Annotated in this window: 22 protein-coding genes and 13 tRNA genes; 7 read left to right on the top strand and 28 right to left on the bottom strand. The window is 63.9% G+C overall.

Annotated elements, in window-relative coordinates:
• Positions 1–41: 41 nt before the first annotated feature.
• The 5 genes from QUH67_RS13550 to QUH67_RS13530 all read right to left on the bottom strand — a co-directional run bounded on the left by QUH67_RS13550 (position 42) and on the right by QUH67_RS13530 (position 6,942).
• Positions 42–1,196, bottom strand: coding sequence for an ABC transporter substrate-binding protein (locus QUH67_RS13550; RefSeq protein WP_300947178.1), 1,155 nt, complete (start codon positions 1,194–1,196; stop codon positions 42–44).
• Between the two features lie 48 nt (positions 1,197–1,244).
• Positions 1,245–2,417 (bottom strand): xanthine dehydrogenase family Fe-S subunit, encoded by a 1,173-nt coding sequence (locus tag QUH67_RS13545; protein WP_300947177.1) that lies wholly within the window; start codon positions 2,415–2,417, stop codon positions 1,245–1,247.
• On the bottom strand, positions 2,414–3,250 hold the full coding sequence (locus QUH67_RS13540) for an FAD binding domain-containing protein (RefSeq protein WP_300947176.1): 837 nt from the start codon (positions 3,248–3,250) through the stop codon (positions 2,414–2,416). Before QUH67_RS13540 ends, QUH67_RS13545 begins: the two co-directional genes overlap by 4 nt.
• On the bottom strand, positions 3,247–5,538 hold the full coding sequence (locus tag QUH67_RS13535; RefSeq protein ID WP_300948034.1) for a xanthine dehydrogenase family protein molybdopterin-binding subunit: 2,292 nt from the start codon (positions 5,536–5,538) through the stop codon (positions 3,247–3,249). The genes QUH67_RS13540 and QUH67_RS13535 overlap by 4 nt, the downstream gene beginning before the upstream one ends.
• A 126-nt stretch (positions 5,539–5,664) precedes the next feature.
• Positions 5,665–6,942 (bottom strand): amidohydrolase/deacetylase family metallohydrolase, encoded by a 1,278-nt coding sequence (locus QUH67_RS13530; protein ID WP_300947175.1) that lies wholly within the window; start codon positions 6,940–6,942, stop codon positions 5,665–5,667.
• Positions 6,943–7,188: 246 nt separating this feature from the next.
• Between QUH67_RS13530 and QUH67_RS13525 the strand changes: the two genes are divergently transcribed.
• Positions 7,189–7,599 carry a MarR family winged helix-turn-helix transcriptional regulator gene (locus tag QUH67_RS13525; RefSeq protein ID WP_300947174.1) on the top strand — a complete coding sequence of 137 codons (411 nt, stop codon included), beginning with the start codon at positions 7,189–7,191 and terminating at the stop codon, positions 7,597–7,599.
• A gap of 64 nt (positions 7,600–7,663) precedes the next feature.
• On the opposite strand, the gene QUH67_RS13520 is transcribed toward QUH67_RS13525, so the two are convergent.
• The 20 genes from QUH67_RS13520 to QUH67_RS13425 all read right to left on the bottom strand — a co-directional run bounded on the left by QUH67_RS13520 (position 7,664) and on the right by QUH67_RS13425 (position 17,245).
• A tRNA-Trp gene (locus QUH67_RS13520) sits at positions 7,664–7,738 on the bottom strand.
• A gap of 3 nt (positions 7,739–7,741) precedes the next feature.
• A tRNA-His gene (locus QUH67_RS13515) sits at positions 7,742–7,816 on the bottom strand.
• Between the two features lie 4 nt (positions 7,817–7,820).
• Positions 7,821–7,895: transfer RNA gene (locus tag QUH67_RS13510), tRNA-Met, on the bottom strand.
• Between the two features lie 10 nt (positions 7,896–7,905).
• Positions 7,906–7,983, bottom strand: a tRNA-Glu gene (locus QUH67_RS13505).
• A gap of 1 nt (position 7,984) precedes the next feature.
• Positions 7,985–8,059, bottom strand: a tRNA-Gly gene (locus QUH67_RS13500).
• Between the two features lie 112 nt (positions 8,060–8,171).
• Positions 8,172–8,258, bottom strand: a tRNA-Ser gene (locus QUH67_RS13495).
• A gap of 8 nt (positions 8,259–8,266) precedes the next feature.
• Positions 8,267–8,342: transfer RNA gene (locus tag QUH67_RS13490), tRNA-Gly, on the bottom strand.
• A 1-nt stretch (position 8,343) separates the two neighbouring features.
• Positions 8,344–8,417, bottom strand: a tRNA-Cys gene (locus tag QUH67_RS13485).
• Positions 8,418–8,529: 112 nt separating this feature from the next.
• On the bottom strand, positions 8,530–9,867 hold the full coding sequence (locus tag QUH67_RS13480; RefSeq protein ID WP_300947173.1) for an RtcB family protein: 1,338 nt from the start codon (positions 9,865–9,867) through the stop codon (positions 8,530–8,532).
• 83 nt (positions 9,868–9,950) lie between these two features.
• Positions 9,951–10,029 (bottom strand) — tRNA-Pro (locus QUH67_RS13475).
• 6 nt (positions 10,030–10,035) lie between these two features.
• Positions 10,036–10,106 (bottom strand) — tRNA-Arg (locus tag QUH67_RS13470).
• Between the two features lie 42 nt (positions 10,107–10,148).
• Positions 10,149–10,685, bottom strand: a complete 537-nt coding sequence (locus tag QUH67_RS13465) for an HNH endonuclease (protein WP_300947172.1) — start codon at positions 10,683–10,685, stop codon at positions 10,149–10,151.
• Between the two features lie 303 nt (positions 10,686–10,988).
• A tRNA-Ile gene (locus tag QUH67_RS13460) sits at positions 10,989–11,062 on the bottom strand.
• Between the two features lie 12 nt (positions 11,063–11,074).
• Positions 11,075–11,149: transfer RNA gene (locus QUH67_RS13455), tRNA-Val, on the bottom strand.
• Positions 11,150–11,159: 10 nt separating this feature from the next.
• Positions 11,160–11,236: transfer RNA gene (locus QUH67_RS13450), tRNA-Leu, on the bottom strand.
• 190 nt (positions 11,237–11,426) lie between these two features.
• On the bottom strand, positions 11,427–11,627 hold the full coding sequence (locus QUH67_RS13445; protein WP_300947171.1) for a hypothetical protein: 201 nt from the start codon (positions 11,625–11,627) through the stop codon (positions 11,427–11,429).
• 448 nt (positions 11,628–12,075) lie between these two features.
• Positions 12,076–13,743 (bottom strand): nickel ABC transporter ATP-binding protein NikE, encoded by a 1,668-nt coding sequence (gene nikE / locus QUH67_RS13440; RefSeq protein WP_300947170.1) that lies wholly within the window; start codon positions 13,741–13,743, stop codon positions 12,076–12,078.
• Positions 13,740–14,588 carry an ABC transporter permease gene (locus QUH67_RS13435; protein ID WP_300947169.1) on the bottom strand — a complete coding sequence of 283 codons (849 nt, stop codon included), beginning with the start codon at positions 14,586–14,588 and terminating at the stop codon, positions 13,740–13,742. The genes nikE and QUH67_RS13435 overlap by 4 nt, the downstream gene beginning before the upstream one ends.
• Positions 14,585–15,616: an ABC transporter permease gene (locus QUH67_RS13430; protein ID WP_300947168.1), complete on the bottom strand. Its 1,032-nt coding sequence runs from the start codon at positions 15,614–15,616 to the stop codon at positions 14,585–14,587. The genes QUH67_RS13435 and QUH67_RS13430 overlap by 4 nt, the downstream gene beginning before the upstream one ends.
• Positions 15,617–15,628: 12 nt before the next feature.
• Positions 15,629–17,245, bottom strand: coding sequence for an ABC transporter substrate-binding protein (locus tag QUH67_RS13425; RefSeq protein ID WP_300947167.1), 1,617 nt, complete (start codon positions 17,243–17,245; stop codon positions 15,629–15,631).
• Positions 17,246–17,491: 246 nt separating this feature from the next.
• Here QUH67_RS13425 and QUH67_RS13420 point away from each other — a divergent pair, with 246 nt between their 5' ends.
• The 6 genes from QUH67_RS13420 (at position 17,492) to QUH67_RS13395 (ending at position 22,276) form a co-directional block, all read left to right on the top strand.
• Entirely contained in the window at positions 17,492–18,079 is a 588-nt protein-coding gene (locus QUH67_RS13420) for a helix-turn-helix domain-containing protein (RefSeq protein ID WP_300947166.1), read from the top strand.
• A gap of 354 nt (positions 18,080–18,433) precedes the next feature.
• Positions 18,434–19,693, top strand: coding sequence for an MFS transporter (locus tag QUH67_RS13415; protein WP_300947165.1), 1,260 nt, complete (start codon positions 18,434–18,436; stop codon positions 19,691–19,693).
• 17 nt (positions 19,694–19,710) lie between these two features.
• Complete coding sequence (locus QUH67_RS13410) at positions 19,711–20,331, top strand: DJ-1/PfpI family protein (protein ID WP_300947164.1); 621 nt, start codon at positions 19,711–19,713, stop codon at positions 20,329–20,331.
• A gap of 28 nt (positions 20,332–20,359) precedes the next feature.
• The gene (locus QUH67_RS13405) at positions 20,360–20,749 is read left to right on the top strand and encodes a Rid family detoxifying hydrolase (protein ID WP_300947163.1); all 390 of its coding nucleotides are present in this window, start codon (positions 20,360–20,362) and stop codon (positions 20,747–20,749) included.
• Between the two features lie 40 nt (positions 20,750–20,789).
• Complete coding sequence (locus QUH67_RS13400) at positions 20,790–21,338, top strand: MOSC domain-containing protein (protein ID WP_300947162.1); 549 nt, start codon at positions 20,790–20,792, stop codon at positions 21,336–21,338.
• Positions 21,335–22,276, top strand: coding sequence for a PDR/VanB family oxidoreductase (locus QUH67_RS13395; RefSeq protein ID WP_300947161.1), 942 nt, complete (start codon positions 21,335–21,337; stop codon positions 22,274–22,276). Before QUH67_RS13400 ends, QUH67_RS13395 begins: the two co-directional genes overlap by 4 nt.
• On the opposite strand, the gene QUH67_RS13390 is transcribed toward QUH67_RS13395, so the two are convergent.
• The 3 genes from QUH67_RS13390 to QUH67_RS13380 are packed head-to-tail and all read right to left on the bottom strand — an operon-like array spanning position 22,254 to position 25,419.
• A complete protein-coding gene (locus QUH67_RS13390; RefSeq protein WP_300947160.1) occupies positions 22,254–23,687 on the bottom strand; it encodes an NAD(P)-binding domain-containing protein in 1,434 nt (477 codons plus the stop codon). The two genes, QUH67_RS13395 and QUH67_RS13390, sit on opposite strands and share 23 nt — an antisense overlap.
• Positions 23,684–24,445, bottom strand: a complete 762-nt coding sequence (locus tag QUH67_RS13385) for an SDR family oxidoreductase (protein WP_300947159.1) — start codon at positions 24,443–24,445, stop codon at positions 23,684–23,686. Before QUH67_RS13385 ends, QUH67_RS13390 begins: the two co-directional genes overlap by 4 nt.
• Positions 24,442–25,419, bottom strand: a complete 978-nt coding sequence (locus QUH67_RS13380; protein WP_300947158.1) for an NAD-dependent epimerase/dehydratase family protein — start codon at positions 25,417–25,419, stop codon at positions 24,442–24,444. The genes QUH67_RS13385 and QUH67_RS13380 overlap by 4 nt, the downstream gene beginning before the upstream one ends.
• Positions 25,420–25,446: the final 27 nt, after the last annotated feature.

Below are 25,446 nucleotides of genomic sequence, written 5' to 3'. Positions count from 1 at the left end.
TCTGCGGGTTTCCGCGGCCCTCGCCCGAACGTCGCGTGACGTCAAAGCGTCTTCATGCCGATCTTGCCGTCGGTGATTTCGATCAGGTAGACGTTGGGCTGGCTCTGGCCGCTTTCCTTGCCTGCAGGGCCGGATTTCTTGAACACGATGTCACCGTTCAGGCCCTTGATGTTGATGTCCCACAGCGCCGCCTTGATCGCGGCAGGCTCCGCCTTGCCCGCCTTCTCGATCGCTGCCGCCGCCGTGCGGATGCCGTCATAGCCGCGAAAACTCTCGGTGCAGCCGGCGAAGTCGAAGCCGCGCTTCTTCCATTCGGCGATGAAGTAGTTGGTCGCTTCCGGGTTCGGGGTCTTGTCGGGGAACCAGGGCAGGAACGTCGTCAGGTGCATGGTGCCGTTGGCGGCGGCCCCCGCCTGCGCGATGATCTGGTCGGGATTCTGCGAGCCGCCCGTGGTGATGATGCGCTTCTTCAGGCCGAGGGCGGCGGCCTGTTTGAAGATCAGCGTCAACTGATCAACCGCGGTCGTCACGATGATGGTCTCGGAATCGGTGCCCTTCAGCTTCGAAAGCTGCGCGCTCATGTCCTGGGCGCCCTGGTCCATGGTCTCGATGGACCCGACCGTGATCCCCTTCTCCTTCATCATCTTGCTGAAGTCTTCGGCGGTGCCGCGACCCCAGTCGTTGTTGATGACCAGAAAATCGACCTTTTTCAGCTCGAGCTTGTCGACGATCCCCTTGAACGCCGCGGCCTCGATCGCCGACGGCGGCGAGATGCGGAAGATGAAGGGATTGCCGGTCGTGGTGATCTTGCCCGACGAGGAGGTCTCCACCACCATCGGCACCTCATATTCCATCAACTTGGGCATCACGGCCAGCGTCAGGCTGGAACCCCACGCGCCCATCATCACCGGCACCTTGTCGCTGGTGATCAGCTTTTCCGCGACGGCGGCGGCCTCCGTCGGGTTGCTCTTGTTGTCTTCGATGACGAGTTCGAGCTTCTTGCCGAGGATGCCGCCCTTGGCGTTGATCTCGTCGGCAGCGATTTTTGCGCCGTTGACGACGTAGGTGCCGGACGCGGCGAATGCGCCGGTGAGCGGCTCATTGACGCCGATCTTGATGGTCTGAGCCTCCGCCACCCCGCCCATGAAGGCAACCGCCAGCGCGATCGCCGGAACAATTTTTAAGGTCCGTTTCATATTCTTCTCCACTGTCACGTTGTTAGTTCAACCGCAGTCCAAACCTCGTCATCCCGCCTCGCGGCCAAGCCATCGTGCGAACTGCGCGCGCAGCGAGCCAAGCACCAGCGCCATCCCATTCAGTTCGGCCGGCACGGCATTGGCCGGCGCACCGGACAGCCGTCGATCGAGATTGCCGGCGAATTCCGCGATCAATCGCGCCGCGAGATCGCGCACCAGCCCCGGCCTTCCGACCTGCGCCAGCATGCCCGTGAGCGTGTATCCGATCGAAAGATCGACGCGCGTCCCCTGTCCGGCCGGCACCAGCCGGTAGCGGATTTCGCCTTGCGTCGAGGAGCGGCTGCGCCGGTCGTTGCCGATGCCGACGATGCGGCCCGACATGTCGGCCACGTTGCGCTCGACGCGCGCAGCCCCCTGGAACGTCGCGGCAATCGGGCCCATCTTCACGCGAATGGCCCCCTCGACGCGCGCTGGCGTCGGCGGTCCCCTCAACGACGCGCCGGGAAGGCAGGCGGCGACGGCGGCGATATCGTCGAACATCGCAAACACCCGTTCGGGCGGATGCGCGACGGTGAAATGCTCCGCCAGAACGGTGGCCGGGATGAAGTCCGCAATTGCGCTGACCGAACTGGCCGCCTCGGACGGGCTCTGTTCGTGCGCCGGCCCGACACCGTCCGCACCGCGATGCACGCTTCGACCCGAGCCGACCGGCCCCAACATCTTTCGCCCACCGTCCGGTTCGGGCGCGATATCGCGCGCACGCCGCGCTTCGATCACGGACTGCACCGCCCGCACAATACCGACATAACCGGTGCAGCGGCAAAGATTCCCGCTCAATCCGACCCTGATGGCGCGCTCATCGGCATCCGGCAGGCGCAGCACGAGATCTCGCGCCGAGACCAGCATTCCAGGCGTGCAATAGCCGCACTGCAACGCATGCTCGCGGGTGAAGGCCGCGCGAAGCTCCGTCGTCACGCCGTCCTCGTCGAGGCCTTCGATCGTGGTGATATCTGCGCCTTCGCAGGCCACGGCATAGGTGATGCACGAGCGCGCCGGCACGCCGTCGACCAGCACCGTACACGCGCCGCAGACGCCGTGTTCGCACCCGAGATGCGTCCCGGTAAGGTCGAGCTTGTCGCGGACGAAATCCGCGAGATTGGTGCGCGGCTCCGCCGCTATCCGCACCGGGCGCCGGTTGACGCTGAGTTCAATCATGCTCATGCGACAGCCTCGCGGACGGCTCGCTTCAGCACACTCACATGAATATGACGGTGGGCCGCGTTGCAGACGCCGGCCTTGGCCAAAATGCCGTCGGCGACGCGCGCATCGAAGCGATCCTTGTAGTCACCGGCGATGCGCCCACCGAACAGCTGTGCGGCATCGGTGATGACGATCGGCGCGGCATCAATCGCGCCGATCACGATGCGGGCCGTGCCGGCGCTCGGGTCGATCAGGACCGCGCCGATCGCATGTGCGAACTCGCCGGTCTTGCGGCAACTCTTGACGTAGCCCCAATGCGCCGACGCCGGCCTTGCCGGAACGTGGACCGTCTCGACAATCTCGCCGGCGCGCAACGCGCTTTCGAGCGCGCCGACGACAAAATCCGCCATCGCGAGCGTGCGCGGACCAGCGCTGCTGCGCAGCGTCAATTTTGCATCCAACGCCGAGAGTGCGGAAACCCAGTCTGCCGCTGGATCGGCATGGCTGAGCGATCCACCAACCGTGCCGCGGTTGCGAACGGCGCGATACGCGATATTGGCGGCAACAGCCCGCATCGCGCCGCGCGTGACATCAGGCGTACGTCCATCCTCGATATCGGCGTGGGTGACGCAGGCCCCTAGCACGAGTTCGTCGCCGTGGCGCTCGGCCTGCTTGAGTTCGGCAAGCGCGGTGATGTCGACGATCACTTGCGGCTCCACCAGCCGCAGGTTGAGCATCGGCCCCAGCGATTGGCCACCGGCGATGATCTTGGCGGAATCGTGCGCCTGGCTCAGCACAGCGAGCGCGGCCGGCAGATCGCGGGGACGTTCATAGCCGAACGGCGCCGGTTTCATGCAGCAGGCCTTTCTGCATCGCGCGCGGCCAGGATCGCCTCGACGACGCGGTATGGCGTCACGGGCGATTGCATCAACTCGACCCCGAGCGGCCGTAGCGCGTCGTTGAGCGCGTTGACGATCGCGGCCGGCGGCGCGATCGCGCCGCCCTCGCCGATGCCCTTGACGCCGAACTGGGTATAGGGCGACGGCGTCTCCATGTGATCGAGACGCGGCGACGGCACCTCCGTCGGCCCCGGCAACAGATAATCGGCAAGCGTCGTGGCGAGCGGCTGGCCGGAGGCGTCGAAAGGCATCTCCTCGTACAGCGCGGTGCCGATACCCTGCGCGAGGCCGCCATAAATCTGGCCGTCCACCACCATCGGATTGACCAGCACGCCGCCGTCCTCGACGATGACATAATCGAGGATCTCGATCTCGCCGATGCCAGGATCGACCGCGACCACCGCGGCATGGGCGGCATAGCTGAAGGTGCCGGTATCGCGTTGCGGCTTATAGCCGGACGTCACCTCCAACCCACCGGGATCGACATCGGGCGGCAGGTCCTGCGGACGGCGATACCAGGTGTGTGCGATGGCCTGCAAGGTGACGCTGCCGTTGACGCCATGCACCTCGCCGTTCTGCAGCACCACCGCCGAAAAATCGTGCTGCAGCAGCTTGGCGCCGATTTTCTTGACGCGTTCACCCAACTCGCCGCAGGCGGTAGCGACCGCGCCGCCCGCCATCACCATCGAGCGCGAGCCCCAGGTGCCGGTGGAGTACGGCGTCATCGCGGTGTCGCCGAGGATGATGCGCACTTTGGCGACATCGACGCCGAGCATTTCGTGCGCGACCTGGGCCAGCGTCGTCTCCATGCCCTGCCCGTGCGAATGCACGCCGACCCTAAGCTCAAGGCCGCCATCCGGCGTCAGCCGCGCGGAAGCCTGTTCATGGCCCGGCACCATCGGGATGCCCCAGCCAGAATAGACCGACGTCCCGTGCGCGGCCTGCTCGCAATAGATCGAGACGCCGACGCCGATCCGGCGACCGTCCGCTTCGCCCTTGCGCTGGCGCGCGCGGACACCGTCAACGTCGATAGCCGCAAGCGCCCGCCGCATCGCCTCCGGATAGTCGCCGCTGTCAAAATGCTTGTTGGTGATGTTGTCGAACGGCATCTGTTCGGGGCGGACCAGATTGCGCAGCCGCACTTCCCCGGGCTCCAGCCCCGCTTCAGCCGCGACCAGATCGAGCATCAGTTCCAGCGCGAAGCACACCCCGGTGCGGGCAACGCCGCGGTAAGGCAGAATGGGACACTTGTTGGTCGCGACCGAAAAGGTCCGGCAGCGATAGGCCGGCATCAGATAGGGTCCCGGCAGGATGCTGGCGACCTGCGCCGCCTCCAGGCACGCCGAGAACGGATAGGACGAGTACGCGCCGGAATCGACTGTCGCTTCGCAGTCGATGCCGCGCAATCGGCCATCGCGATCGGCATACACGGTGATGCTGTAGTGGTGCTCGCGGCAATTGGAGCTGGCGGTGAGATGCTCGCGGCGATCCTCGGTCCATCGCACCGGATGACCGCGATGCATCGTCAGCCAGGAAAGACAGACCTCCTCCGGCAGCAGGATGCCCTTGTGCCCGAAACCGCCGCCGACATCGGGCGACACGATGCGGATGCGGCCGTGCTCGATGCCGAGGCATTCGGCGAGCCCGCTGCGCGTGATATGCGGCATCTGGGCCGAGGAATAGAGCGTGAGCTGGTCGAGGCGGTGATCAAAGGTCGCCACCACGCCACGGCCTTCCAGCGGCGACATGCACTGCCGCGCCGTCGATATCTCGCGCGTCACCTTGATCGGCGCATCCAGCGCGCTGGAGATGTCGACCTCGAAATTGGTTTCGAGGAAGACATTGTCGCCCCAATGCTCGTGCACCAGCGCCGAGCCCGGCTTGCGCGCCTTGCGCATGTCGTAGACGGCGGGAAGTTCCTCCAGATCTAGCGTCACCGCCGCCGCGATGTCCTCGGCTTCGGCGCGTGTCGGCGCCACGCACATGGCGACGAGTTCACCAACCTGCCGCACCTTGCCGGTGGCAAGCACCGGCTGCTCGGAAATCTTGAAGCCCGGCAGCCCCGAGACGGCGCGGATCGGATGGATACCGGCGAGATCGGCCGCCGTGAAGACGCTGCCGCGATAGCGCTCCGGCACCAGAATGCCGCGGATCAGCGCATGCGCAAGAGGACTGCGCACGAAGGCGACGTCCTGCAGACCGACGAGGCGGATGTCGGCCACGAACTGGCCGCGACCACGCATCAGCCGGTCGTCTTCCTTCCTCGGCAGCCGGACGCCGACGCCTTGTCCGGCGCCCGCCCCTGCAGAAGGAAATTGGCGCTCGTTGCGCACGGTAGCATTCTCCCGATCGAGCTGACGCTGACCTCCCTATGCCGCAACGGCCTGCGGCAGAATGGGCGCCACCGCCTCGTAACGCACACCCGCACGGAGACAGAATGCCGGCTGCAGAAGGCGCTCGGCGATGACTTCGTTCTTTTCGTTGTCGCCAAGGACGAACCTGCCGGTTTTCTCTCCCAGCACGGAGACATCCGCATCCATGCCGACCTTGAGTGCGCCGATTTCATCGGCACGGCCCAGCATCATGGCCGGGTTCGATGTGACCATCGGCACGACCTGCTCGAGCGTGAGGCCGAGCGCCATCATCGAACTCATCGCCTGGACCAGGCTGAACTTGGCCTGCCCGGCGAAAGGATGGTTCTCCTCGTCCTCGTGCTGGTCGGGCGTGCCGGCGGGCGCCGGCACATGGGTGTTGTAACCGTGAATGTCGGCGCCGAGCGTGGTCGGAATGATGCCGGCGGCGATCGCCTTCTTGGCGAGCCGGTAGGAGAAATGGCTGCCGTGCCCGACGTCGACCTTCAGGCCGCGATCGAGCGCCGCCCGGATCACGGGATGCACCTCGCCCTCGCGATTGACAAAACCACCGGGATGGCGCGTGAACGGATGCGCCAGCACGTCGCCCTCGCGCAGCAACGGGATCACGCGCTCCAAGATCGTATCGACGTCTTCGCCATTGGTGCCGCTTTCGGGCAGGCCCCAGAGCTGGCCGAAATGCACATAGACCGGCAGATCGGTGCGGCGCCCGATCTCGGCCGCCATTTCGATGACGCGAATGCCCCAGCGCGCGAAGCCGCCGATCTCGGCATGGGCCTTGATGCCGCGCACGAGGTCGGGATTGGCCGTGGCCGACTTGACGGTGGCATCGATGTCGACGCCATCGGGACTGTAGAGTTGCGGATAATAATGGCCCTCCAGTCCGCCGACGAGGTAAGCCGACAGGAACGCATAGACGCGCGACTTCGACGGCTCGGCGATGTAGTGCCGGAAGCCGGGCAGCGTCATGCAGGACGGACCGCCCTGGTCGACCAATGTCGTCACGCCGGATTGCACGCCGACCATGTCGGGATTCATGCCGAAGCGGCCACTGACATATTGATAGACGTGCGCATGGGTATCGATGAGGCCGGGCAACACCAGCTTGCCGCTGACGTCGATCACCTCCCTCGCGCTCGTCGGCAGGATGTCGCCCTGCACGGCCGCGATCTTGCCGTTGCGGATTGCAACATCGCGGATGCCATCGATGCCGGAGGCCGGACAGATCACGCGGCCGCCGCGCAGCAGCTGGTCGAAGGTGGCGCTGATCGACATGAACGATCTCTCCTCTATCCTCGCCGGCGGCGCTTGCGCCACCAGCCAAAATGCGAAGTATACTTCGTATTTACAAAAGCAAACTTCGTGCCATGATCAGGCCATGGTGAGACCGATCGAATCGAGCTATTCGCGCTGATGTGTCGAGGTTTGGAGAGTGCGTTGCGGAAGGCAACAAAGCGTCGCGGTGAGAGCAAGCACCGCCCCTGGCCGCTATCGCAGCGACCGGGATTTCTGATCCGGCGAATGCACCAGATTCACGTCGCACTATTCCAGCAGGCCTGCGGCGCCTTCGAGATCACGCCGCTGCAATACAGCCTGCTTTCCGCGCTGGCGGCGCGAAAAACCGCTGATCAGACCACATTGGCGGCCGATATCGCGCTAGACCGCACAACGACGACCGGCGCGCTGAAGCGGCTGGCTGCGCGCAGCTTTGTCGAGATAGCCGTTGACGATACGGATCGCCGCGCGCGGCTTTGCAAATTGACACCAGCGGGTGCGGCGCTTCTGGCAAAGATCGAGGCGTCGGCGCGCGCCGCTCATCGCGCGACGCTGGATAATCTAAGTGAACGGGAACAGACTGCATTCATCGACATGATGCAGCGGATTGTCGCAGCGCATTCGGACAGCGACAGCGCCACAGCCCTGTTCGACTGAGCACCACGGAGCGCCAACTGCTCTCTTTTTGGGTCCACCTGCATATTTTGTAACCACCTGATCCTGGCACCGGCTGACTGAATCGAACAGTCGACATCGGGTTTTGGAGGCCCGCGTTCTGCCACTGAACTAAGCCGGTATCTGGTCCTGACCGGGAGAATCGAACTCCGCGTCTCCCGGTCCACAACCGGGCGTCCTGCCATTGAACGAAGTCAGGAGATTGGTCGCGGGTGCGGGGGTCGAACCCGCCACGCCGGCCTTATGAGAGCCGACCCCTTCCCTGCCGAGGCCCCGCGGAAAAACAACTGGTCCTGCCAGCGGGAGTTCAACCCGCGACGTCCGGCGTTGAAAGCGCCGTACCCTTTGGCTCTAGGCGATGGCAGGCTGGCGCGGGCGGCCGGGATCGAACCGGCACCTCCTCTTTGGAAGACAGGCACGCAGCCCACTACGCCACGCCCGCAAGATTGGAACAGCCGCAATGGAAGACGGAGGCACCGTTCCAGCGGCTGGCCGGCGCTATCCTTCTTGCAGCATCCGATCGATCGCGATCGGATCATCCCGCTTTCGCACGATGGCGGAGAGTACAGGGATCGAACCTGTGCGTCCCGAAGGACTCGACGCGTTAGCACCGCGTTGCCTTGCCGCTCGGCCAACTCTCCAGTTCAAATGGCGCGCTCGTCTGGACTCGAACCAGCATGGGGCCGTTTGGAAGACGGCTGACCCTCCAGTTGGTCCGCGAACGCATGGAAGCGAGAACGGGAGTCGAACCCGCCTGTCCGGTTTTGCAGACCGTACCCTGGCCGCCTGGGTCTCTCGCCAGTATTGGCAGCCTCTCCCGGACTCGAACCGGGGACATCCCCCTTCAGAGGACGGCGCTCTGACCAACTGAGCCAAGAGGCATCGGCAGACGGGGCGCGTGCGCCCCGCCGCTCAGTCCTTGAATGGATCGAACTCACCCTCGCCGGCCATCGCCACCGCGAAAGGCCGCAGCGTATGCAGCACCTTCACGCTGCCGGCATGCTGCGCCAGCACCTCCGGAAGGCGACGGTAGGCCATCGGACTTTCGTCGAGGTCAGCGCCCACCAGCGTGACTCCGCGCTGCTGGAGCCACGCATCCATCTCGGCACGGGTGAAGCGGCGCTTGGCCTCCTTTCGGCCGAACAGGCGGCCCGCGCCATGCACCGTCGAGTAAAGCGACGCCCGCGCTTCCGCGCTATCGACACCCTCGAGGATGACGGCATCATCGCCCATCGAGCCGCCGACAAAGCCCCGCTGACCGGGGAATGCGGGGGTCGCACCCTTCCGCACCACCCAGAGGTCCCGGCCTCCATGGTTCTCCCGCCATGCATAGTTGTGGTGGTTGTGCACCATGTCGGTGACGGCGCCGCCGATGATCTTGCGGACGCGCTCGACGACCCATTTACGGCCGGCATAGGAGTAGCGACCGGCCAATTCCATCGCAGCGATGTATCGCCGGCCAAGCTCGCTATCCTCGTCGACCACCGCCGGCGGGACGTTCATGCCGTCCTTGCCGCCGGCAGCCTTGAGATAGCGAGTCGCGCTGGTGTGACCCAGCCCGCGGCTGCCGAAGTGGACGCCTATCCAGACAAGGCCGGCCTCGTCACGCATGAGATCGACGTAGTGATTGCCGGATCCGACCGTGCCGAGTTGGCTGACCGCTTTCTGCCGGTAAGCGCCCATGTCGGATTCCCGCCATGCGTCGCCGTCATCGAACAGTTCATGCTCGACGCGCTCGTCGTTTGTGCGGCCGACACCAAACGAGATCACCTTCTGAACGTCGTGGATGATCTCACCGACGCGGCCCTCGATCGCGCTGAAGGGCGTATCAAGCCGAACCGCCATATTGCCGCATCCGATATCGAAGCCGACGCCGGAGATGCTGACCTGCTTCTCATAGGCGATTACGCCGCCGACCGGCTGGGCGTAGCCCAGATGACCATCGGCACAGATCACGCCGGCGACGACATTGCCGACCGACATGCAATTGCGCATCTGCGCCACGGTGACGTCCTCGTGCTGGCCAAAGATCTTGAGAGGCGAATTCTTGTACCGCTCGTCCTGCGGACGCAGGTTGACGATATCGGCAGCGGCCGCGTCGGTTTCGCGCGCCAGATGTTCCTTGCGGGCGGCGTCGCGGTAAAGGCACCAGGCCGGCTGTCCGCGGCCCTCACCGACACGGGAATCCGGATCGACGCCGGCTTCGATCGCCAGTTGACGGGCTCGCTCCTGATATGGATCTGATCGCATCGGTTCCTCCATCGGTACGCAGAACATTTGTACGCGCTCGTCTTCGACCGTCGGGCGTCTGCTGGCACCATCAACGGCAAAACTGGTCTAGGTGGCTGGATTTGAACCAGCGGTCTCCAGCTTCCAAGGCCGGCGGGGACGACCAGGCTCCCCTACACCCAGATGAATTGGCCTGCCCGGCAGGACTCGAACCTGCATACCTTCGCGTTCGTAGCGCGCTGCTCATCCGGTTGAGCTACGTGGTGATGGACGCCGGCGGCAAAACCTCGCCGCCGGCACGGTTACTTCTCGAGTTCGACGTCCCAGTACAGATAGTCCCGCCAGGTCTCGTGCAGAAAGTTTGGCGGGAACAGACGCTGGGCCGCCATCAGGTCGTGCCGCGTCGGCTCGAACGGCCTGCGCAGCGGCTTGAGGTGGAAGCGGTCCTTGCGCGTGTTGCAGGGACTGCAGGCCGCCACGATGTTGGTCCAGCACGCCTGGCCGCCGTCCGCACGCGGGATGACATGGTCGAACGTCAGTTCGCCCCGAAGCTGCTGGTCGCCGCAGTACTGGCAACGGAAGCGGTCGCGAAGAAAAACGTTGAACCGCGTGAAGGCGACGCGAACCGGCGCCCGCACGTACTCACGCAACGCGATGACCGACGGCAGTCGCATCGCCGTCGACGGGCTGCGGACCACCTGGTCGTATTCCGCAACGATGACATGCGATCCCTTCACCACTGCCTTGATGGCGTCTTCCCAATGGAAGAGCGACAACGGGAAATAGCTCAGCGGCTGGAAGTCGGCGTTGAGGACAAGGGCTGGATTTGCGGCAAACATTGTCCTCTCCTCTGCTTGGTGGTGGGCGCCACTGAATTAAGGTTTATCCTCCGTCATTCCGGGGCAGCCCGCAGGGCTGAACCCGGAATCCATGTCACTACAACGTTCGCGGCCCGTTGGATTCCGGGTTCGCTCGCTTCGCTCCCGCCGCGGAATGACGAAAGGCGACGGCGCGCCTACCAGTTTCGCCACGAGCGCGGACATGTTGGAGGATCCGGGTGGTTTCGAACCACTGGCGCACGGGTTAAAAATCCGCTCCATCTCCATTCAGGTTTAACGCTCCGGATCCGTCATCCTGGCCTTTGGTCCTCCCGCGATGAATCGAACATCCGTCGATCGCTTATCAAGCGATTGCTCTGCCACTGAGCTACGAGAGGATATGGATGGTTTGGTACGCGCTGACCGGATCGAACGGCCGACATCCTGCGTGTAAAACAGGCGCTCTACCGCTGAGCTAAGCGCGCATTGAGGGTCTGGTGCTCCACGACGGATTCGAACCGCCACCGCACGGATTCTAAGTCCGTCGCCTCTGCCAATTGGGCCAGTGGAGCGAATTGGTGCCGGCGGAAGATCGGACCTGTCCGTATTGCTTCGCCGGCATGAAATCTACAAACGGCCGGAAAACCCGGCCAAAAGATCATCGCTGCCTGAAACCACCGTTTGCCGCTCCACCAAAGGAGACCGGTACCGGTCAGCGGATCGCCTTATGTCCTCGCAGGGGCGAACGTCCTGTATTCGAAATCAGTTCACGTCATTGCAGCGGTAATGATCCGCCGACCATGACCGGTTGATGTAGTCGAGATAGATCTGGCGGGCTTCGGTCTCGGAGATGCCCCGGCGCGCCACAACGGTGCGAACGAAGGCAAGCGCGACCGGCGAGGAAAAAATCCTCTCGCGGGTCTGCTTCTCGAGTCCTGTCCTGGTGGTGTTGTTGCGGGCCATGTTGCCCTCCGCCTGATTGGCAGAGGTTGGATTCCCGCTGCCTGTTACGTGTTGCCTGCTATTCCGCTGGTCCCGAGATATTCGGGCATCGTCGGGGTGCGCGGACCGCATTCCGCCGCGGACATGCGCGACCAGTCGCACGGCCGAGTAAACGGCAGCGCGGCGGCAGCTTTCGCGACGATATGTGAGCGTGATCGCAACACGGTTTCGGTCCTTAAAGAGCGCCGGCGAATTCGACGGCGTTTCGTGGGGCAGCCCTATGCACCGAGACTTCCAGGTCCGTCAAGGGCAAGCGAGCAACTATTTGCAACGGACGCTTCGCCACCGGCAGCGTTAACGAAACTTTTTACGCCGCTAATGTGTTCCGACAACACGGCTATTTGCTCGATCGCCTGCTTGAAAATCGCGCGCAAAAAATTCGCCATCGAGCGCGCTTGCGCCAGCGACCTCAGGTCGCCAGCGCTATCAGTTCGGGCTCGATATGCGGCACGGCGTCAACCAGCTCGCGCGTGTAAGCGGTCTTCGGATTGTCGAACATCGCCCTGCTCTCGCCTTGTTCGACGATACGGCCGCTTTGCAGCACGATGGTCCGGTCGCACATCATGCGCACGACGTTGAGGTCGTGGCTGACGAACAGAAACGCCAGATCGTCCTCGCGCCGCAGCCGGTCGAGCAGTTGCAGCACCACCGCCTGCACCGAGACGTCGAGCGCCGCCGTCGGCTCGTCCAATACCAGCAGCCGCGGCCGGCAGGCGATGGCACGGGCGATGCCGACGCGGGCCTTCTGGCCGCCGGAAAGCTGATGCGGAAAGCGCGTCAGCAAATCCAGTCCCAGTCCGACGCGCTGTGCGCACTCCTCCACCCGCCGTCGCAACGCGTCGCCCGGACGCATGCCGCCAATCCTCAGCAGCGGATGGGCGATGCAGTCGAACGCGGTGAAGCGCGGATTGAGGCTATCGTTCGGATCCTGAAAGACGATCTGGATATCCTTGCGGAACGGCGAGCGGTGAAAATCCCGCGCCGGGATATGCCCGATTGACTGCCCCTCGAACGCGATGTCGCCCTCGCTCGGGTCGATCAGCCGGCAGATGATGCGCGAGGTCGTGCTCTTGCCGGAGCCGGATTCGCCGACCAGGCCGACGCTCTCGCCGGCACTGATCGTCATCGAAAAATCCGCGACCGCCGCCGCGCCCTGATCGAACCGTTTGACCAGCTTCTGAACTTCCAGCAGCGGCGGGGTACCCGGCGCGGGCGGCGGCCGCGACGCGGCGAGTACCGCTATTTCCCGGCCTCCCTCCTCTGCCGGCACCAGATCCGCGATCCGCGAACTCGCGGTGGGCGACGCCGCCACCAGACGCTTGGTGTAGGGATGTTTCGGGGCGTGGAAGAGCCGCAACGGCTCAGCCTCCTCGACCAGCCGGCCCTGCTCCATCACCACGACACGGCGACAGTAGCGCGCCGCAAGACCGAGATCATGGGTGATCAGGATGGTCGCCATGCCGCGCTCGGCCGCGATCCCGGTCAGAAGGTCCATCACCACCTTCTGCGTCGTGACGTCGAGGCCGGTGGTCGGCTCGTCGGCGATCAACAGCGCCGGATTGCAGGAGATCGCCATCGCGATCATCACCCGCTGGCACATGCCGCCGGAGAGTTCGTGCGGATACGCCGCCATGCGCTTTTCGGGATCGCGAATCTGCACGGCGCGCAAGAGTTCCAGCGCCTGCGACCGCGCTTCATCGCGGGGCATGCGCTTGTGGGCGGTGATCGCATCCGCAATCTGGTCACCGACGGCGCGGATCGGATTGAGCGCGGCGCGCGGGTTCTGGAAGATCATCGCCATCGCCGCGCCGTGCAGATGGCGGAAGTCGCCCGCGGAAATCTTCGTGATGTCCTGCCCGCGAAACCGGATGTTGCCTGCGGTGACCCGGCCGGCCGCATCGAGCAGCCGCGTGATCGCAAAGCCGGTGACAGATTTTCCCGAGCCGCTTTCGCCGACGAGGCCGAGCATCTCACCCTCGCCGAGCGACAGCGTGACCCCGCGCACGGCCTCGACCAGGCCGCGCCGCGTCGAGAAGCTGACATGCAGATCGTTCAGTTCCAGCAGCAATTTGGTCATGTTCGCATGCGGGGATCGAGAATGTCGCGCACGCCGTCGCCGAGCAGGTTGAAACACAGCACCGTCAGCATCAACGCCAGGCCCGGAAACGCGACCAGCCACCATTTGCCGGTGGAAATGAAACGCGCACCCTCCGCCACCATAATGCCCCATTCCGGCGTCGGCGGTTTGACGCCGAGGCCGATGAAGGAGAGCCCGGCGGCGTTGAGGATCGCCCAGCCAAGATTGAGCGATATCTGCACCGCCATAGCTGGCAGCACGTTCGGAAGCAGGAAGCGCAGCACCACCGAAAGATGGCTGTCGCCGCAGGCGCGCGCCGCTTCGACCCAGCCGACATTGCGGCGAACGTTCACCTCCGCCCGCGCAAAGCGGATATAGAACGGCAGGTTGATGATCGCGGTCGCGATCACGATATTCTCGACCCGGTTACCCAGCGCCGCGACCATCGCCATCGCCAGCACGAACAGCGGAAACGCCATCACGACGTCGACGAAGCGGCCGACGCCGCGGTCGAGCTTTCCGCCGGTATAGCCGCAGAACGCGCCGATCACCGCGCCGATGGCAAAGGAGATCCCGACCGCCGAGATCGCGATGGCAAGATCGAGCCGTGCCGCGACGATCAGGCGGCTGAACACGTCGCGGCCAAGTTGATCGGTGCCGGCGATATGCGCCGCGCTCGGCGGCATCAGCGCCTGCGACACGTTGGAGACGATCGGATCATACGGAACGATCCACGGCCCGAAGATGGCGATCAGCGTCAGCAGAACGACGCCGGTCGCGGCGACCGCGGTAAGCGGGTTGCCGCGCAGAATCCAGCCGGCATGGCGAAGCGTCGCTGAGGTCATCCGATGGTCACCCGTGGATCGGCAATGCCGTAAAGGATATCCACCAGCAGATTGACGATCACGAACACGGTCGCCATCAGCAGCACAAACCCCTGCACCGGAGCATAATCCGAAGACAGCAGCGCATCCAGCGCATAGGACGCGACGCCCGGCCAGGAGAATACTTTTTCCACCAGCACATTGGCGCCGAGCATGGTCGAGAACACGATGCCTGCGATGGTGATCACCGGCAGAATGGCATTCCGCAGCGCATAGGTGACGACGACCCGCCACCAGGGCAGCCCGACCGAACGCGCGGTACGCACGAAATCACTGCCCAGCGACACCAGCATCGAGGCCCGCGTGATACGCGCCAGCGGTGCCACTACGAACAGCGCCATGCTCAGCGCCGGCAGGATCAGTTGCCGGAAGGCCGCCCACCATCCATCGAAATCGCCGACGAGCAGGAAGTCGATCAACAGAAACCCGGTCTGCCGTGGCGGCAACGCCGCGAAGATATCGACGCGGCCGGTCGGATCGGGCGCGAGCCCGAGCAGGTAATAGAAGACATAGATCAGCAGCAGGCCCGATACGAAGGTCGGCACGCAGACACCAAGCGCGCAGAAGAACCGCACCCCGTGGTCGATCGCCGAGCCCGGCCGCAACGCCGCCAGCACGCCGAGCGGCACCGCCGTCACCAGCGCGATCAGCAGCGCCGTGAAGGTCAGCTCCAGCGAAGCCGGCAGCCGCTCGCGCAGATCCTTGGTGACCATCTGGCCGGTCATCATCGATCTGCCGAGATTGCCGCGGCCGACATCGTAGAGATACAGCATCAGCTGTTCAGGCACCGGCTTGTTGAGCCCCATCTGCTTGCGAATGACCTCGATCTCCTCCTTGCCCGCGTTCGGCCCGGAGGCAAAGAACACTGCCGGATCGCCCGGCAGCACCCGCATCAGGAGGAAGGTGAACACCAGCACGCCAAACAGGGCCGGCAGCGAGGACAGGAATCGCTTGCCCGCCCGTGTCAGCGTTGCTCCAACGGCCGGCATCTGACCTCCCGGTTACTTGCGATTGAGATCGCGATAATCCACCTGGCGGTGGAACTGGTACGTATACCCCTCCACCGTGGACGCCATGACGGCATCCTGGCTGGGCTGCCAGAGCGGGATCTGCGGCATCTCGCTGAAATGGATGGCGTTGAGCTTCTTGCCATCTTCCTCATACTTGGCCGCATCGGACTCGAAACGGGCTTTCTGCGCGATTTCGCCCAATTCCGAATTGTTGATCGACGAATAATTCCAACGCTGACTGCCCGTGTAGAAGTTGCGGTAGAAATAGTCGGTCGACGGCAGCCACGCGACGATGCCTTCGGTAAAGAACGGAAGCTTCTTCTCGTTGATCTGCGTCGACATCTGGGCGTCCGGCAGCTTCTGGATATCGACCTTGATGCCGATCTTGGCAAGCGATTCCTTTACCAAGGCCGCCATCGGTTCGGCGGTTGAGGCCTGCCCGACATTGAAGCTGAACGTGGTCGAGAAACCATCCGGCATGCCTGCTGCCTTGAGATACTCCTTGGCCTTCTCGAGATCGAGCTTCACCGGCTGGGGGATCGGATAAACGCCGTTCGGCGGCTTGCCGTCCGCCCATGTCGCGCCGAACAGCGGCGAACCGCGGCCGAACAGCGCCGCCTTGAACATATCGTCGTAGGGCAACGCGAAGGCGATGGCACGACGGATGTTGACGTTGTCGAAGGGCGGAAGCTGATTGTTCATGGAGATAAAGGTGACGGCGTTGTATTGGGGAGTCGAAATCACCTTCAACTTGCCCTTGGCCTCAAGCGACTGAACGTCACTCGCCTGCAGATCGACGACGATGTCGGCGTCGCCGCGCTCGACCAGGTTGGCGCGCGTCGCCGGCTCCGGCACCGACTGCACGATGACGCGCTTGAAGAACGCCGACTTGTCGGGCGTGCCGCGATTCCAGGCCTCGTTGCGCGCCATGATCACCTGCTCGCCCGGCTTGAAGGTCTCGATCTTGTAGGCGCCGCTGCCCGCCGTGTTCTCCTTCAGCCACGCCGTCGCCCAGGGATCGTCTGGCGTCGCATGGGCCTTGGCAACCTTCGAGTTGATGATGATCGGATATACCGTGGCGAGATTGGGCAACGCCAGCTTGTCCGGCTTCGGCAGCGTCACCTCGATGGTCAGGGGATCAATCACCTTGAACTGGTCGGCCGAGGTCATCGATCCCGTCAGCAGTTGCGCCTTGCCGAGCACCGGCGCGGTAACCACCCGGTCCAGCGACCATTTGACATCATCAGCCGTGACCGGCGAGCCGTCCTGGAATTTGGCGTCCTTGCGCAGGCGGAACGTCATCTTTAGTCCGTCGGGACTGACCTCGTAGGATTCCGCCAGTTCGCCGGTGATCTTGCCGAGATCGAACACCCATTTGCCGTTGAGCTGCTTGCGGCCGAACGAAACCAGCCGGTCGTAGGTGCTGAGACTGACGGCAAAGGCTTCGCGGGTCGAGCCGGGAATGTTCGGATCGAGCGTGTTGACGGATGCCCCGGTCACGTAGCGCAACGTCTCGGCGCGCGTTTGCGCCTGTGCCGATCCGGCTGCCAGTGAACACGCGGCGATGGCCACCACCGCAAGCAGACGCCTGGATCCTGTAACGCTCATCGACCAATTCCTCGTTTTGCCAAGTTTTCCAAATGAGAACATCAACTTAAAAGCAAGGGATATGCCAACCCGACAGGCGTCAGTGCAGCAGGTTGCCACGCGGTCTGCAACTGCGATCTGGCGGCCGAAACCGAACGGTAATCTTGTCCGGGCGACGGCCGTGCATCGCAAATCGCCACACAGATTGCTCGGAGGCCTATAAAGCCTCTAAAAAGGGCATGCGTAAGGATCAAGGGATTCGCGACTTTGAGTACTGAACATATCCCCGATAATTCTCAGCTTTCGGTCTTGGCCGACGAGATCCGCCATTTTCGCAAGAAGAACCACTTCTCCCTCGAAATGCTGGCCGATGCGTCGGGCGTCAGCCGCTCGATGATATCCAAGATCGAGCGCTGCGAGACGGTCCCGTCGACCGTGATCCTGTCAAAGCTGGCGGAGGCATTGGGCGTCACTTTCTCGCAGTTGATGGCGCCTGCGGTAGAGCGCGAGATCGTTCACATCCCGGCCGGGCGCCAGCCCGTGTTGAAGGACGATGAATCCGGTTTCCTGCGCCGATGCATTTCGCCGGTACTGCCGGGACGCGGCATCGACTGGGTGCTCAATACGCTGCCGCCCGAGGCCGAGACCGGCAATTTCGTCGCGCATCGCCGCGGCGTCGAGGAATACATTTACGTCCTGCGCGGCCGGATGCGCGCCACGATCGGCGATCAGCGGGTCACGCTGAGCCAGGGCGACTCGCTGTATTTCCAGGCGGACGCCGACCACTCCTTCCTGAACCTCGGCAAGACCCAGTGCGAGTATTTTCTGGTGATCGACACCTCGAAAGTGCGCTGACGCTCCACTCAAAGTGGAAATTATTCCCCTATGAGCGCACCCATACACCAACAGCCCGGCGCGGCGATCAAGCCGCCCGGACACGTCTCACCCGATCATCGGCTGTAGCGGCTAAGAACTTCCACGTCCGATTTTTCAGCCGCAATGCGTTCATTTTGAGCATCTGGCGCATCAAAACTCATCATTGAACCGGCGTGAGTCCGAAAGCGCAGAGGGTATTCCCGGCACGCCCCTTGCATCCACTACATTGGAAAAGCTTCCTCTAAAGAGGAATTGTTCCTCTGGCTTTCAACCGGGAGTGGGGAAATGAGCATCGCGGCGACTATGACTGACACCCGAACGGCTGGCTCGAAAATGCGATCGATCGTGTTTGCGAGCAGCGTCGGCACCATCATCGAGTGGTATGATTTCCTGATCTATGCAACGGCCGCGGCGCTGGTGTTCAACAAGGCATTCTTTCCGACCGTCGACCCCCTCGCCGGAACACTGGCGGCGCTCGGGACCTATGCCGTCGGTTTTCTCGCGCGTCCGCTCGGCGGCGCGCTGTTCGGTCATTTCGGCGACCGGCTCGGCCGCAAATCGATGCTGGTGCTGACCATGTTCATCATGGGGCTGAGCACGTTCTGCATCGGCCTGCTGCCGAACTACGCGTCGATCGGCGTGCTCGCTCCCATCCTCCTCATCCTGCTGCGCATCGTTCAGGGCATCGGCCTTGGCGGCGAGTGGGGCGGCGCTTCGCTGATGGTGATCGAGCATTCGCCGGCCGACAAGCGCGGATTCTACGGCAGTTTCGTTCAAATCGGATTCCCGATCGGGCTGGTGCTGGCATCGCTGGTGTTTGCGCTCGCGACAAAACTTCCCGAGGCCGATTTCCAGTCCTGGGGCTGGCGCATCCCCTTCCTGGCCAGCATCGTCCTGCTCGGGCTCGGCACGTTCATCCGGTCCAGGGTTCCGGAGACCCCGGTGTTCGAACGGATGAAAGCCACAGACTCGTTCTCGAGCAACCCGGTCGGCGAAGTCGTCGGCAAGAACTTCAAAACCTTCCTGATCGCCGTGGGCCTGAAACTGTCGGAAGTGTCGTGGGTCTACATGCTGACGGTGTTCGTCGTCGTCTACGCGACCACGAAGCTGGATATGCCCAAGCAGTTGCTGCTCGACGCCGTGATGTATGCGGCGCTGTTCGAGCTGCTGACGCTGCCGATGTTCGGATGGCTATCGGACAAGATCGGGCGACGCCCCCTCTTCATATTGGGCGCGATCTTCACGATGGCCTTCGCATTTCCGCTGTTCTGGATGCTGGAGACCAAGAGTGTCGCGCTGGTGACGACGGCGATCATCATCGCCATGAACTTCGGCCACGGCATGATGTTCGGACTGGAGTCGACCTACTTCCCGGAACTGTTCGGTCCGCGCGTGCGCTATAGCGGCGCGTCGTTCGGCTTCCAGGTCGCGGCCGCGATCGGCGGCGGCTTCTCGCCGATCATCGCAACGGCGCTGGTCGGATATCTCGGCGGAACGGCGGGTGTCTCGATCATGATGATCGGGATCGCGCTGATCACGCTGTGGGCGGCCCTTGCCGCGCGGGAAACAAAAGACGAAGCCCTGATCGGCTGACAAAGGATCGGTTCGGCATGCGGTTCGGAATATTCATCTATGACGGTGTCGAACCGATCGATCTCGCGACATTCGGCGTGCTCTCGATGGCGCGCCGGATCGCGCCGCAGATTGAAGTCTGCACCATCGCGCCAAAAGCAGGCATCGTCCGGCTATCCAGCGGGCTCGACGTCATCGCGCAGTTCGGCATCGATGACGCGCCGGGCTGCGACATTGTGATCGTGACGGGAGGCCCAGGGTGGGAGGATCAGACGCGGTCTCCCGCGACGCTTGCGTATATCAGGCGGGTCCACGCCTCCGGCCGGATCGCATCGGTGTGCACGGGTGCCATGATCCTGGCGGCGAGCGGCGTTCTCGATGACGGCGAAGCTACCACGAAGCGTTCGGTCGTGCCTCCCGAAGTCTCGCCGCTCGCGCGAATGCGCGCCATGTATCCCCGCATCGATGCACGGGAAGCGGCGATCGTCCATAGCGGCGCCGTCGTGACCGGCGGCGGCGTCTCGCTCTGCATCGATACGACGCTTCATATCCTGGCAGACATGCTCGGCGAACAGCTCGCCGGCGAAACGGCGCGAATTCTGGAATACCGGCGTGCCCGCGAAGCCAACAGCAACGCGAAAGCATTCCTCGCGGGATAAGCAGATCAATCCGTCGACAGGAGACACCATGACCACGAAATCCATCGTCAGCACCACCAACGCCGCACCGGCAGCCGGCCCCTACTCGCAGGCAACCCGCACTGAACAGCTGGTGTTTGCGTCCGGGCAACTGCCGATCGATCCGGCCTCCGGGGCTATTCCGGACGGCATCGAGCAGCAGACCCGGCAGTCGCTGGCGAATCTGTCGGCCGTGCTGGAAGCTGGCGGCGCGTCTTTCGCGAGCGTCCTGAAGACGACCGTGTTCCTGAAGAACATGGACGACTTTGCCGTCATGAACGGAATCTACGCCGAATTCTTCAGCGATCAGCCGCCGGCCCGCTCGACCATCGACGTCGCGCGCCTGCCCAAAGATGCGCTGGTCGAAGTCGAAGCGATCGCCTTGCGCACGAAAGGATGATCCCGTGAATTTCCAACCCTCTCGAAGACCGCCGCCCAAAATGACGGAGGCGTTTGCGCATCCCGCGGGGTCCATCGCCGTCGCCAAGCCCGGCGGCGCCACCCGATGGCAAGGAAAGCTGCTTCACATCCATGTCGCGCCCAGCGCCAGTTATGAGATGGAAGAACTCCAGGAGGCCGAATGCATCGCTGGTCGCGGCATCGTCGGCGACCGCTATTTTGAGGGCACCGGCACCTATTCGCCAAAACCCGACGTGCGTGAGGTGACGCTGATCGAACAGGAAGCGCTCGATGCGCTGTCACGGAACGATCCGCCGCTGCAGGATGGCCCGATCACGCTTGAGCCGCGCGACCACCGCCGGAATCTGACCGTTATCGGCGTGCCGCTCAATCATCTGGTCGGACGCCGGTTCAGGGTCGGCGACGTGATTCTGCGCGGTGGCCGGTTGAACTTTCCCTGCAAATATCTCGAAGAACTGCTGGGGCTTCCCGTATTCCTTCCGCTCTATAACCGCTCAGGCCTGAACTGCGGCATCGAGCGCGGCGGAATCATCCGGCCCGGCGACGTGATAGAGTTGCTCGATCAATGACCGCGCGTCTCATCATGAAGCTGCGCGTCGAAAAGATGCGCCTCACGACGCCGGATGTTCTGCACCTGCAACTGGTTCATCCGCTTCGGCCGGTGCTTCCGGAATGGTCCCCAGGCGCGCATGTCGACCTGCGCATGCCCGATGGCCGGGTTCGGCAATATTCGCTATGCGGCGACCCTGACGACCGCTCCAGGTACGAGATCGCCGTCAAGCGCGAGGCCGGGGGCCGCGGCGGATCGATCTGGGTTCACGAGAACCTGCGTGAAGGCAGCGAGGTGCACATCTCCACGCCGCGCAACAATCTTCCGCTCAGCGACAAGGGAAAGCATTACGTTCTGATCGCCGGTGGCATCGGCATCACGCCGTTCCTGTCGATGGCCCGCATGCTGAAGCGCCAGGACAAGGATTTCACTCTCCACTATTGCGCGCGATCGGCAGAGCAGGCGCCGCTGCTCGCCGAACTCCAGGATGTTTGCGGCAAAAACCTGCAGTGCTGGTTCTCCGCAGACCGCCGGCGCTTCGATCCGGCGGCCGTCGGACCCTATGACGAGAATACGCACGTCTACATCTGTGGGCCGCAGCGGCTGCTGGATGCCGTACAGTCGGCCTTGAGCGCATGGCCCGAAGAACAGGTTCACGGCGAAGTCTTTCAGATGACGGTCGACGAGAACTTCAAGCCCGAGCCGTTCGAGGCGACCGTCGCATCGACCGGTCAGCGATTGCTGGTGCCCGCGGACAAGTCACTGCTCGACGTGTTGCGCGCCAATGATTTTCCCCTGCCGTCGTCCTGCGAAATGGGCGTGTGCGGTTCCTGCGAATGCGGCTACCGCGACGGCATTGTGCTGCATCGCGACAAGGTGCTGCCGACATCGAAGCGGCAGGACCGGCTGATGCTGTGCGTGTCGCGCGCGCGCGTCAGCGTGACGCTCGATCTGTGATCTTTCGCGCGACGGCCGCCTGCGGCACGTCGTAGGCCCTGAATGACGCCCAGTGTCGCTCGACATCGGCGCGGAACAGGCCGCGCGTCAGCCCGTGCACCAGTTTCGGCACCGCTGTGGTCATCGCGTTGATCGACGAGCCCGAGGCGCCAAAGCTCATGGTGGAGGCAATCGCGAACACATGAATGTTAGCTATCCATGGCGTGTCGCCTTCGGTGCGTTCCATCAGCGCGTAGTCGTCGGCGAGATACGGAAAGCGTCCGAGCCGCGGGCTGCGCTCCTCCGGCGGCGGCTGGTAGCGGTCGGCCCAGGTCGCGATGTTGGCGGCGCAATTCTTCAGTTCGGGCCGGCCCGCAAAATTCATGTCGATGCCGGTACCGCAGATCACAAAGTCAACCGCGAACATGCCACGCGGCGTCTGCAATTCCACGCCGTCAGGCAACTCCCGTGCGGCATCGACCGGCGCGCCCTCCTGCAGGTGAAAATGGGCATGGCGCGCACACCGGTCATAGGTCGCCTGCGGAAAACCTTCCCGCATCTCCAGGACGGTGCGCATGAAGCGCCAGCGCCAGGCATCGTCGAGATCGGAAAAGTGCCGCAGGAAACCGCGAAAGGTGAGCCAGCGATAGGGCTGGATGACCTGAATCTCCGCCCTGCGGCAGAACAGGTTCACCTCTGCCGCGCCGGATTCCAGTGCCACCGCGGCATTGTCGAAGGCCGACGCGCCGGCGCCGATCACCGCGACGCGCTTGCCGCGCAAGGCCGCAAAATCGATCGGCTGCGCCGCATGCGCGCAAAGCGACGGCGGCAGATGACGCAGCGGCTCTGGAACGGTCCAGTCGCCCATGCCCTCCTGCCCGGTCGCCAGCACAATTTTCCGTGCAAACAGCATATCGAAGCCATCAACCGTTTGCACCCTGGCCGCGAGCAATCCGCCCGGGGCCGGCGATATCTCGACGACCGCACAGCCATTGCGCACTGGCACGTCTACGATCCGCCTGAACCAGAGCAGATATTCCGCCCAGAGTTCACGCGAGATCAGGTCGAGCTTTCGCCAATTTTCTTCACCAAACCGCGCCTCGTGCCACGATTGATAGGTCAGGCTCGGAATATCGAGATCCGGGCCGGTGAAATGCTTTGGGCTGCGCAGCGTGTGCATGCGGGCGTAGGTGAGCCACGGTCCCTCCTGTCCCTGTTCGGACTTGTCGAGCACGAGGATGTTGCTGACCTGTGAGCGCAACAGCCCGAATGCCGTTGCGAGCCCCGATTGCCCGGCGCCCACGATCAGCACGTCCAGTGCCGGCCTGTCGTCCGGCCCGAGCTTTGGCGTCAGCCACGCGGCATCCGGATGCGCGGTCTTGGCAAGATCGGCGCGAACCCGGTCTTCGAGAGCGGCAAGAGCGTCGTTCATGCCACGAGCCAGCCGCCGTCGACCGGCATCACGGTGCCGGTCGTGAACGAAGATGCATCACTGGCCAGGTGCAGCGCGGTCTGCGCCACCTCCTCGGCCTGGCCAAACCGTTTCATGGCATGGCGGTTGCGGGAGGCTTCGCGCACCGGTTCGGGGTCGGCGTGCCGGGCAAAACTGCGCCGCAGCATCGGGGTATCAATGGCGCCCGGCGCAATCGCGTTGACGCGGATGCCGTCGGTGGCGAAATCGAGCGCGATTGTCCGGGTCAGGCTGATGATCGCGCCCTTGGCGGCGATGTAGGCCGTGTTGCCGCGGCCACCGGCGATTGCAAGCTGCGACGCCAGCGTGATGATCGAGCCGCTGCCCTGCCGCTGCATGTCAGGGATCGCCGCGCGCGCCCATAGCCAGGTGCCGCCGACATTGGTGCGGAACACCGCGTCCCAGTCGGCCGGATCGGTGGTCAGCACGGTGCCGCCGCAGGAAAAGCCGGCCGCCGTCATCAGAACGTCGAGCTGGCCGCGCCGCGCGATGACATCGCCCACCGTGTCCTTTGCAAAATCGGCCTCGCCGACATCGCCGACATGCAGCGACGCCTCGCCCTTCGCTTCTGCGATTGCCGCCAGCGTTTCCTGCAAGCCCGCGCCATCGCGATCGACCAGCGCGACAAACGCACCCTCCTTCGCAAACAGCACCGCGCTGGCCCGGCCGATGCCGGAGCCGGCACCGGTCACGATCGCCGTCCGTCCTGCCAGTCTCATGTGTCCTCCCGATGCCGCTTCCACCACGCGCTCAGATCAGCGGCCGAGTCGGCACAGCCGAACCGCGCGCGCCAGCCGAATTCATCCGCCATGCGCGCCACCGACAGCGGCGCGCGGTCGGCGGCGCTATGCAGGTCGACGGTTGCCACTTCACCGGCATCGGCCAGCCGGCAAACAAGGCCCGGATGCAACGCGGCGAGTTCCTCACCCCACTGCAACGCCGACCATTCCATGCCGCTTGAAATGTTATAGAGTTGATACTCCGGCTTCGGCGCCTCGATCAGCAACGACACGGCATCCGCAACATCGGCCGCATAAATCCAGTCCCTGACGCCCGGGCGCGACAGGATGGCCTGGTACCCTCCCTGCATCGCCGACAGGATCTGCGCCTGCGGGCTCGGCGTGTCGCGCACGTCGTTGCTGCGCTCCCAGGGCCCGAACACGGCGCTCAGCCGCACGCTGACGATTTCCCGCTGCCAGAGACCGGCCAGCCGCGCCGCCACCTTCTCGGATGCGAATTTGGTGATGGCATAGAGCGAGGCCGGGTCACATGGCGTTTCTTCATCGAGCAGCGGATGATGGAATGCGCTCGCGCCATAGGCGGCTGCGGACGACAGATTGATGATCCGTTTGACGCCGGTCTTTTGTGCGGCCATCAGGATCGGCGTCTGCGCCAGCAGATTGACCTGCAAAATGGTCTCGGGATCGCTGGCCTCGCGTTCCGGTCCGGCCGTGATCGCCGTCCCGAGGATGATGGCGTCATAACCAGCCGTGACTGCGGCTTGCACGGCCTGGCTATCCCTGACATCGCCCTGGACGGCCGTCAGCCGATCGCCATACCGCGCAAAATCATTCGTTGCGCCGCGCGGTAGGCCCGCGCGGTCGAACGACGTCACGCTATGACCGCGCACCAGCAGCGCCGCGGCGATATTGAGCCCGACGAAACCGGCGCCGCCGAAGACAAGAACCTTCATCGCTCAATCCAGAAACGTCGCGACGGA

The sequence above is a fragment of the Bradyrhizobium roseum genome, assembly GCF_030413175.1.
Taxonomy (GTDB): Bacteria; Pseudomonadota; Alphaproteobacteria; order Rhizobiales; family Xanthobacteraceae; genus Bradyrhizobium; species Bradyrhizobium roseum.
The sequence above is the reverse complement of the archived record's forward strand: the minus strand, read 5'-3'. Positions and strand labels throughout refer to the sequence as shown.

What these genes read in the sequence shown, in the direction of transcription:
- QUH67_RS13550 (WP_300947178.1), bottom strand. Translation starts at nt 1,196, where the DNA reads ATGAAACGGACCTTAAAAATTGTTCCGGCGATCGCGCTGGCGGTTGCC.
- QUH67_RS13545 (WP_300947177.1), bottom strand. Translation starts at nt 2,417, where the DNA reads ATGAGCATGATTGAACTCAGCGTCAACCGGCGCCCGGTGCGGATAGCG.
- QUH67_RS13540 (WP_300947176.1), bottom strand. Translation starts at nt 3,250, where the DNA reads ATGAAACCGGCGCCGTTCGGCTATGAACGTCCCCGCGATCTGCCGGCC.
- QUH67_RS13535 (WP_300948034.1), bottom strand. Translation starts at nt 5,538, where the DNA reads ATGCGTGGTCGCGGCCAGTTCGTGGCCGACATCCGCCTCGTCGGTCTG.
- QUH67_RS13530 (WP_300947175.1), bottom strand. Translation starts at nt 6,942, where the DNA reads ATGTCGATCAGCGCCACCTTCGACCAGCTGCTGCGCGGCGGCCGCGTG.
- QUH67_RS13525 (WP_300947174.1), top strand. Translation starts at nt 7,189, where the DNA reads ATGCACCAGATTCACGTCGCACTATTCCAGCAGGCCTGCGGCGCCTTC.
- QUH67_RS13480 (WP_300947173.1), bottom strand. Translation starts at nt 9,867, where the DNA reads ATGCGATCAGATCCATATCAGGAGCGAGCCCGTCAACTGGCGATCGAA.
- QUH67_RS13465 (WP_300947172.1), bottom strand. Translation starts at nt 10,685, where the DNA reads ATGTTTGCCGCAAATCCAGCCCTTGTCCTCAACGCCGACTTCCAGCCG.
- QUH67_RS13445 (WP_300947171.1), bottom strand. Translation starts at nt 11,627, where the DNA reads ATGGCCCGCAACAACACCACCAGGACAGGACTCGAGAAGCAGACCCGC.
- nikE (WP_300947170.1), bottom strand. Translation starts at nt 13,743, where the DNA reads ATGACCAAATTGCTGCTGGAACTGAACGATCTGCATGTCAGCTTCTCG.
- QUH67_RS13435 (WP_300947169.1), bottom strand. Translation starts at nt 14,588, where the DNA reads ATGACCTCAGCGACGCTTCGCCATGCCGGCTGGATTCTGCGCGGCAAC.
- QUH67_RS13430 (WP_300947168.1), bottom strand. Translation starts at nt 15,616, where the DNA reads ATGCCGGCCGTTGGAGCAACGCTGACACGGGCGGGCAAGCGATTCCTG.
- QUH67_RS13425 (WP_300947167.1), bottom strand. Translation starts at nt 17,245, where the DNA reads ATGAGCGTTACAGGATCCAGGCGTCTGCTTGCGGTGGTGGCCATCGCC.
- QUH67_RS13415 (WP_300947165.1), top strand. Translation starts at nt 18,434, where the DNA reads ATGCGATCGATCGTGTTTGCGAGCAGCGTCGGCACCATCATCGAGTGG.
- QUH67_RS13410 (WP_300947164.1), top strand. Translation starts at nt 19,711, where the DNA reads ATGCGGTTCGGAATATTCATCTATGACGGTGTCGAACCGATCGATCTC.
- QUH67_RS13405 (WP_300947163.1), top strand. Translation starts at nt 20,360, where the DNA reads ATGACCACGAAATCCATCGTCAGCACCACCAACGCCGCACCGGCAGCC.
- QUH67_RS13400 (WP_300947162.1), top strand. Translation starts at nt 20,790, where the DNA reads ATGACGGAGGCGTTTGCGCATCCCGCGGGGTCCATCGCCGTCGCCAAG.
- QUH67_RS13395 (WP_300947161.1), top strand. Translation starts at nt 21,335, where the DNA reads ATGACCGCGCGTCTCATCATGAAGCTGCGCGTCGAAAAGATGCGCCTC.
- QUH67_RS13390 (WP_300947160.1), bottom strand. Translation starts at nt 23,687, where the DNA reads ATGAACGACGCTCTTGCCGCTCTCGAAGACCGGGTTCGCGCCGATCTT.
- QUH67_RS13385 (WP_300947159.1), bottom strand. Translation starts at nt 24,445, where the DNA reads ATGAGACTGGCAGGACGGACGGCGATCGTGACCGGTGCCGGCTCCGGC.
- QUH67_RS13380 (WP_300947158.1), bottom strand. Translation starts at nt 25,419, where the DNA reads ATGAAGGTTCTTGTCTTCGGCGGCGCCGGTTTCGTCGGGCTCAATATC.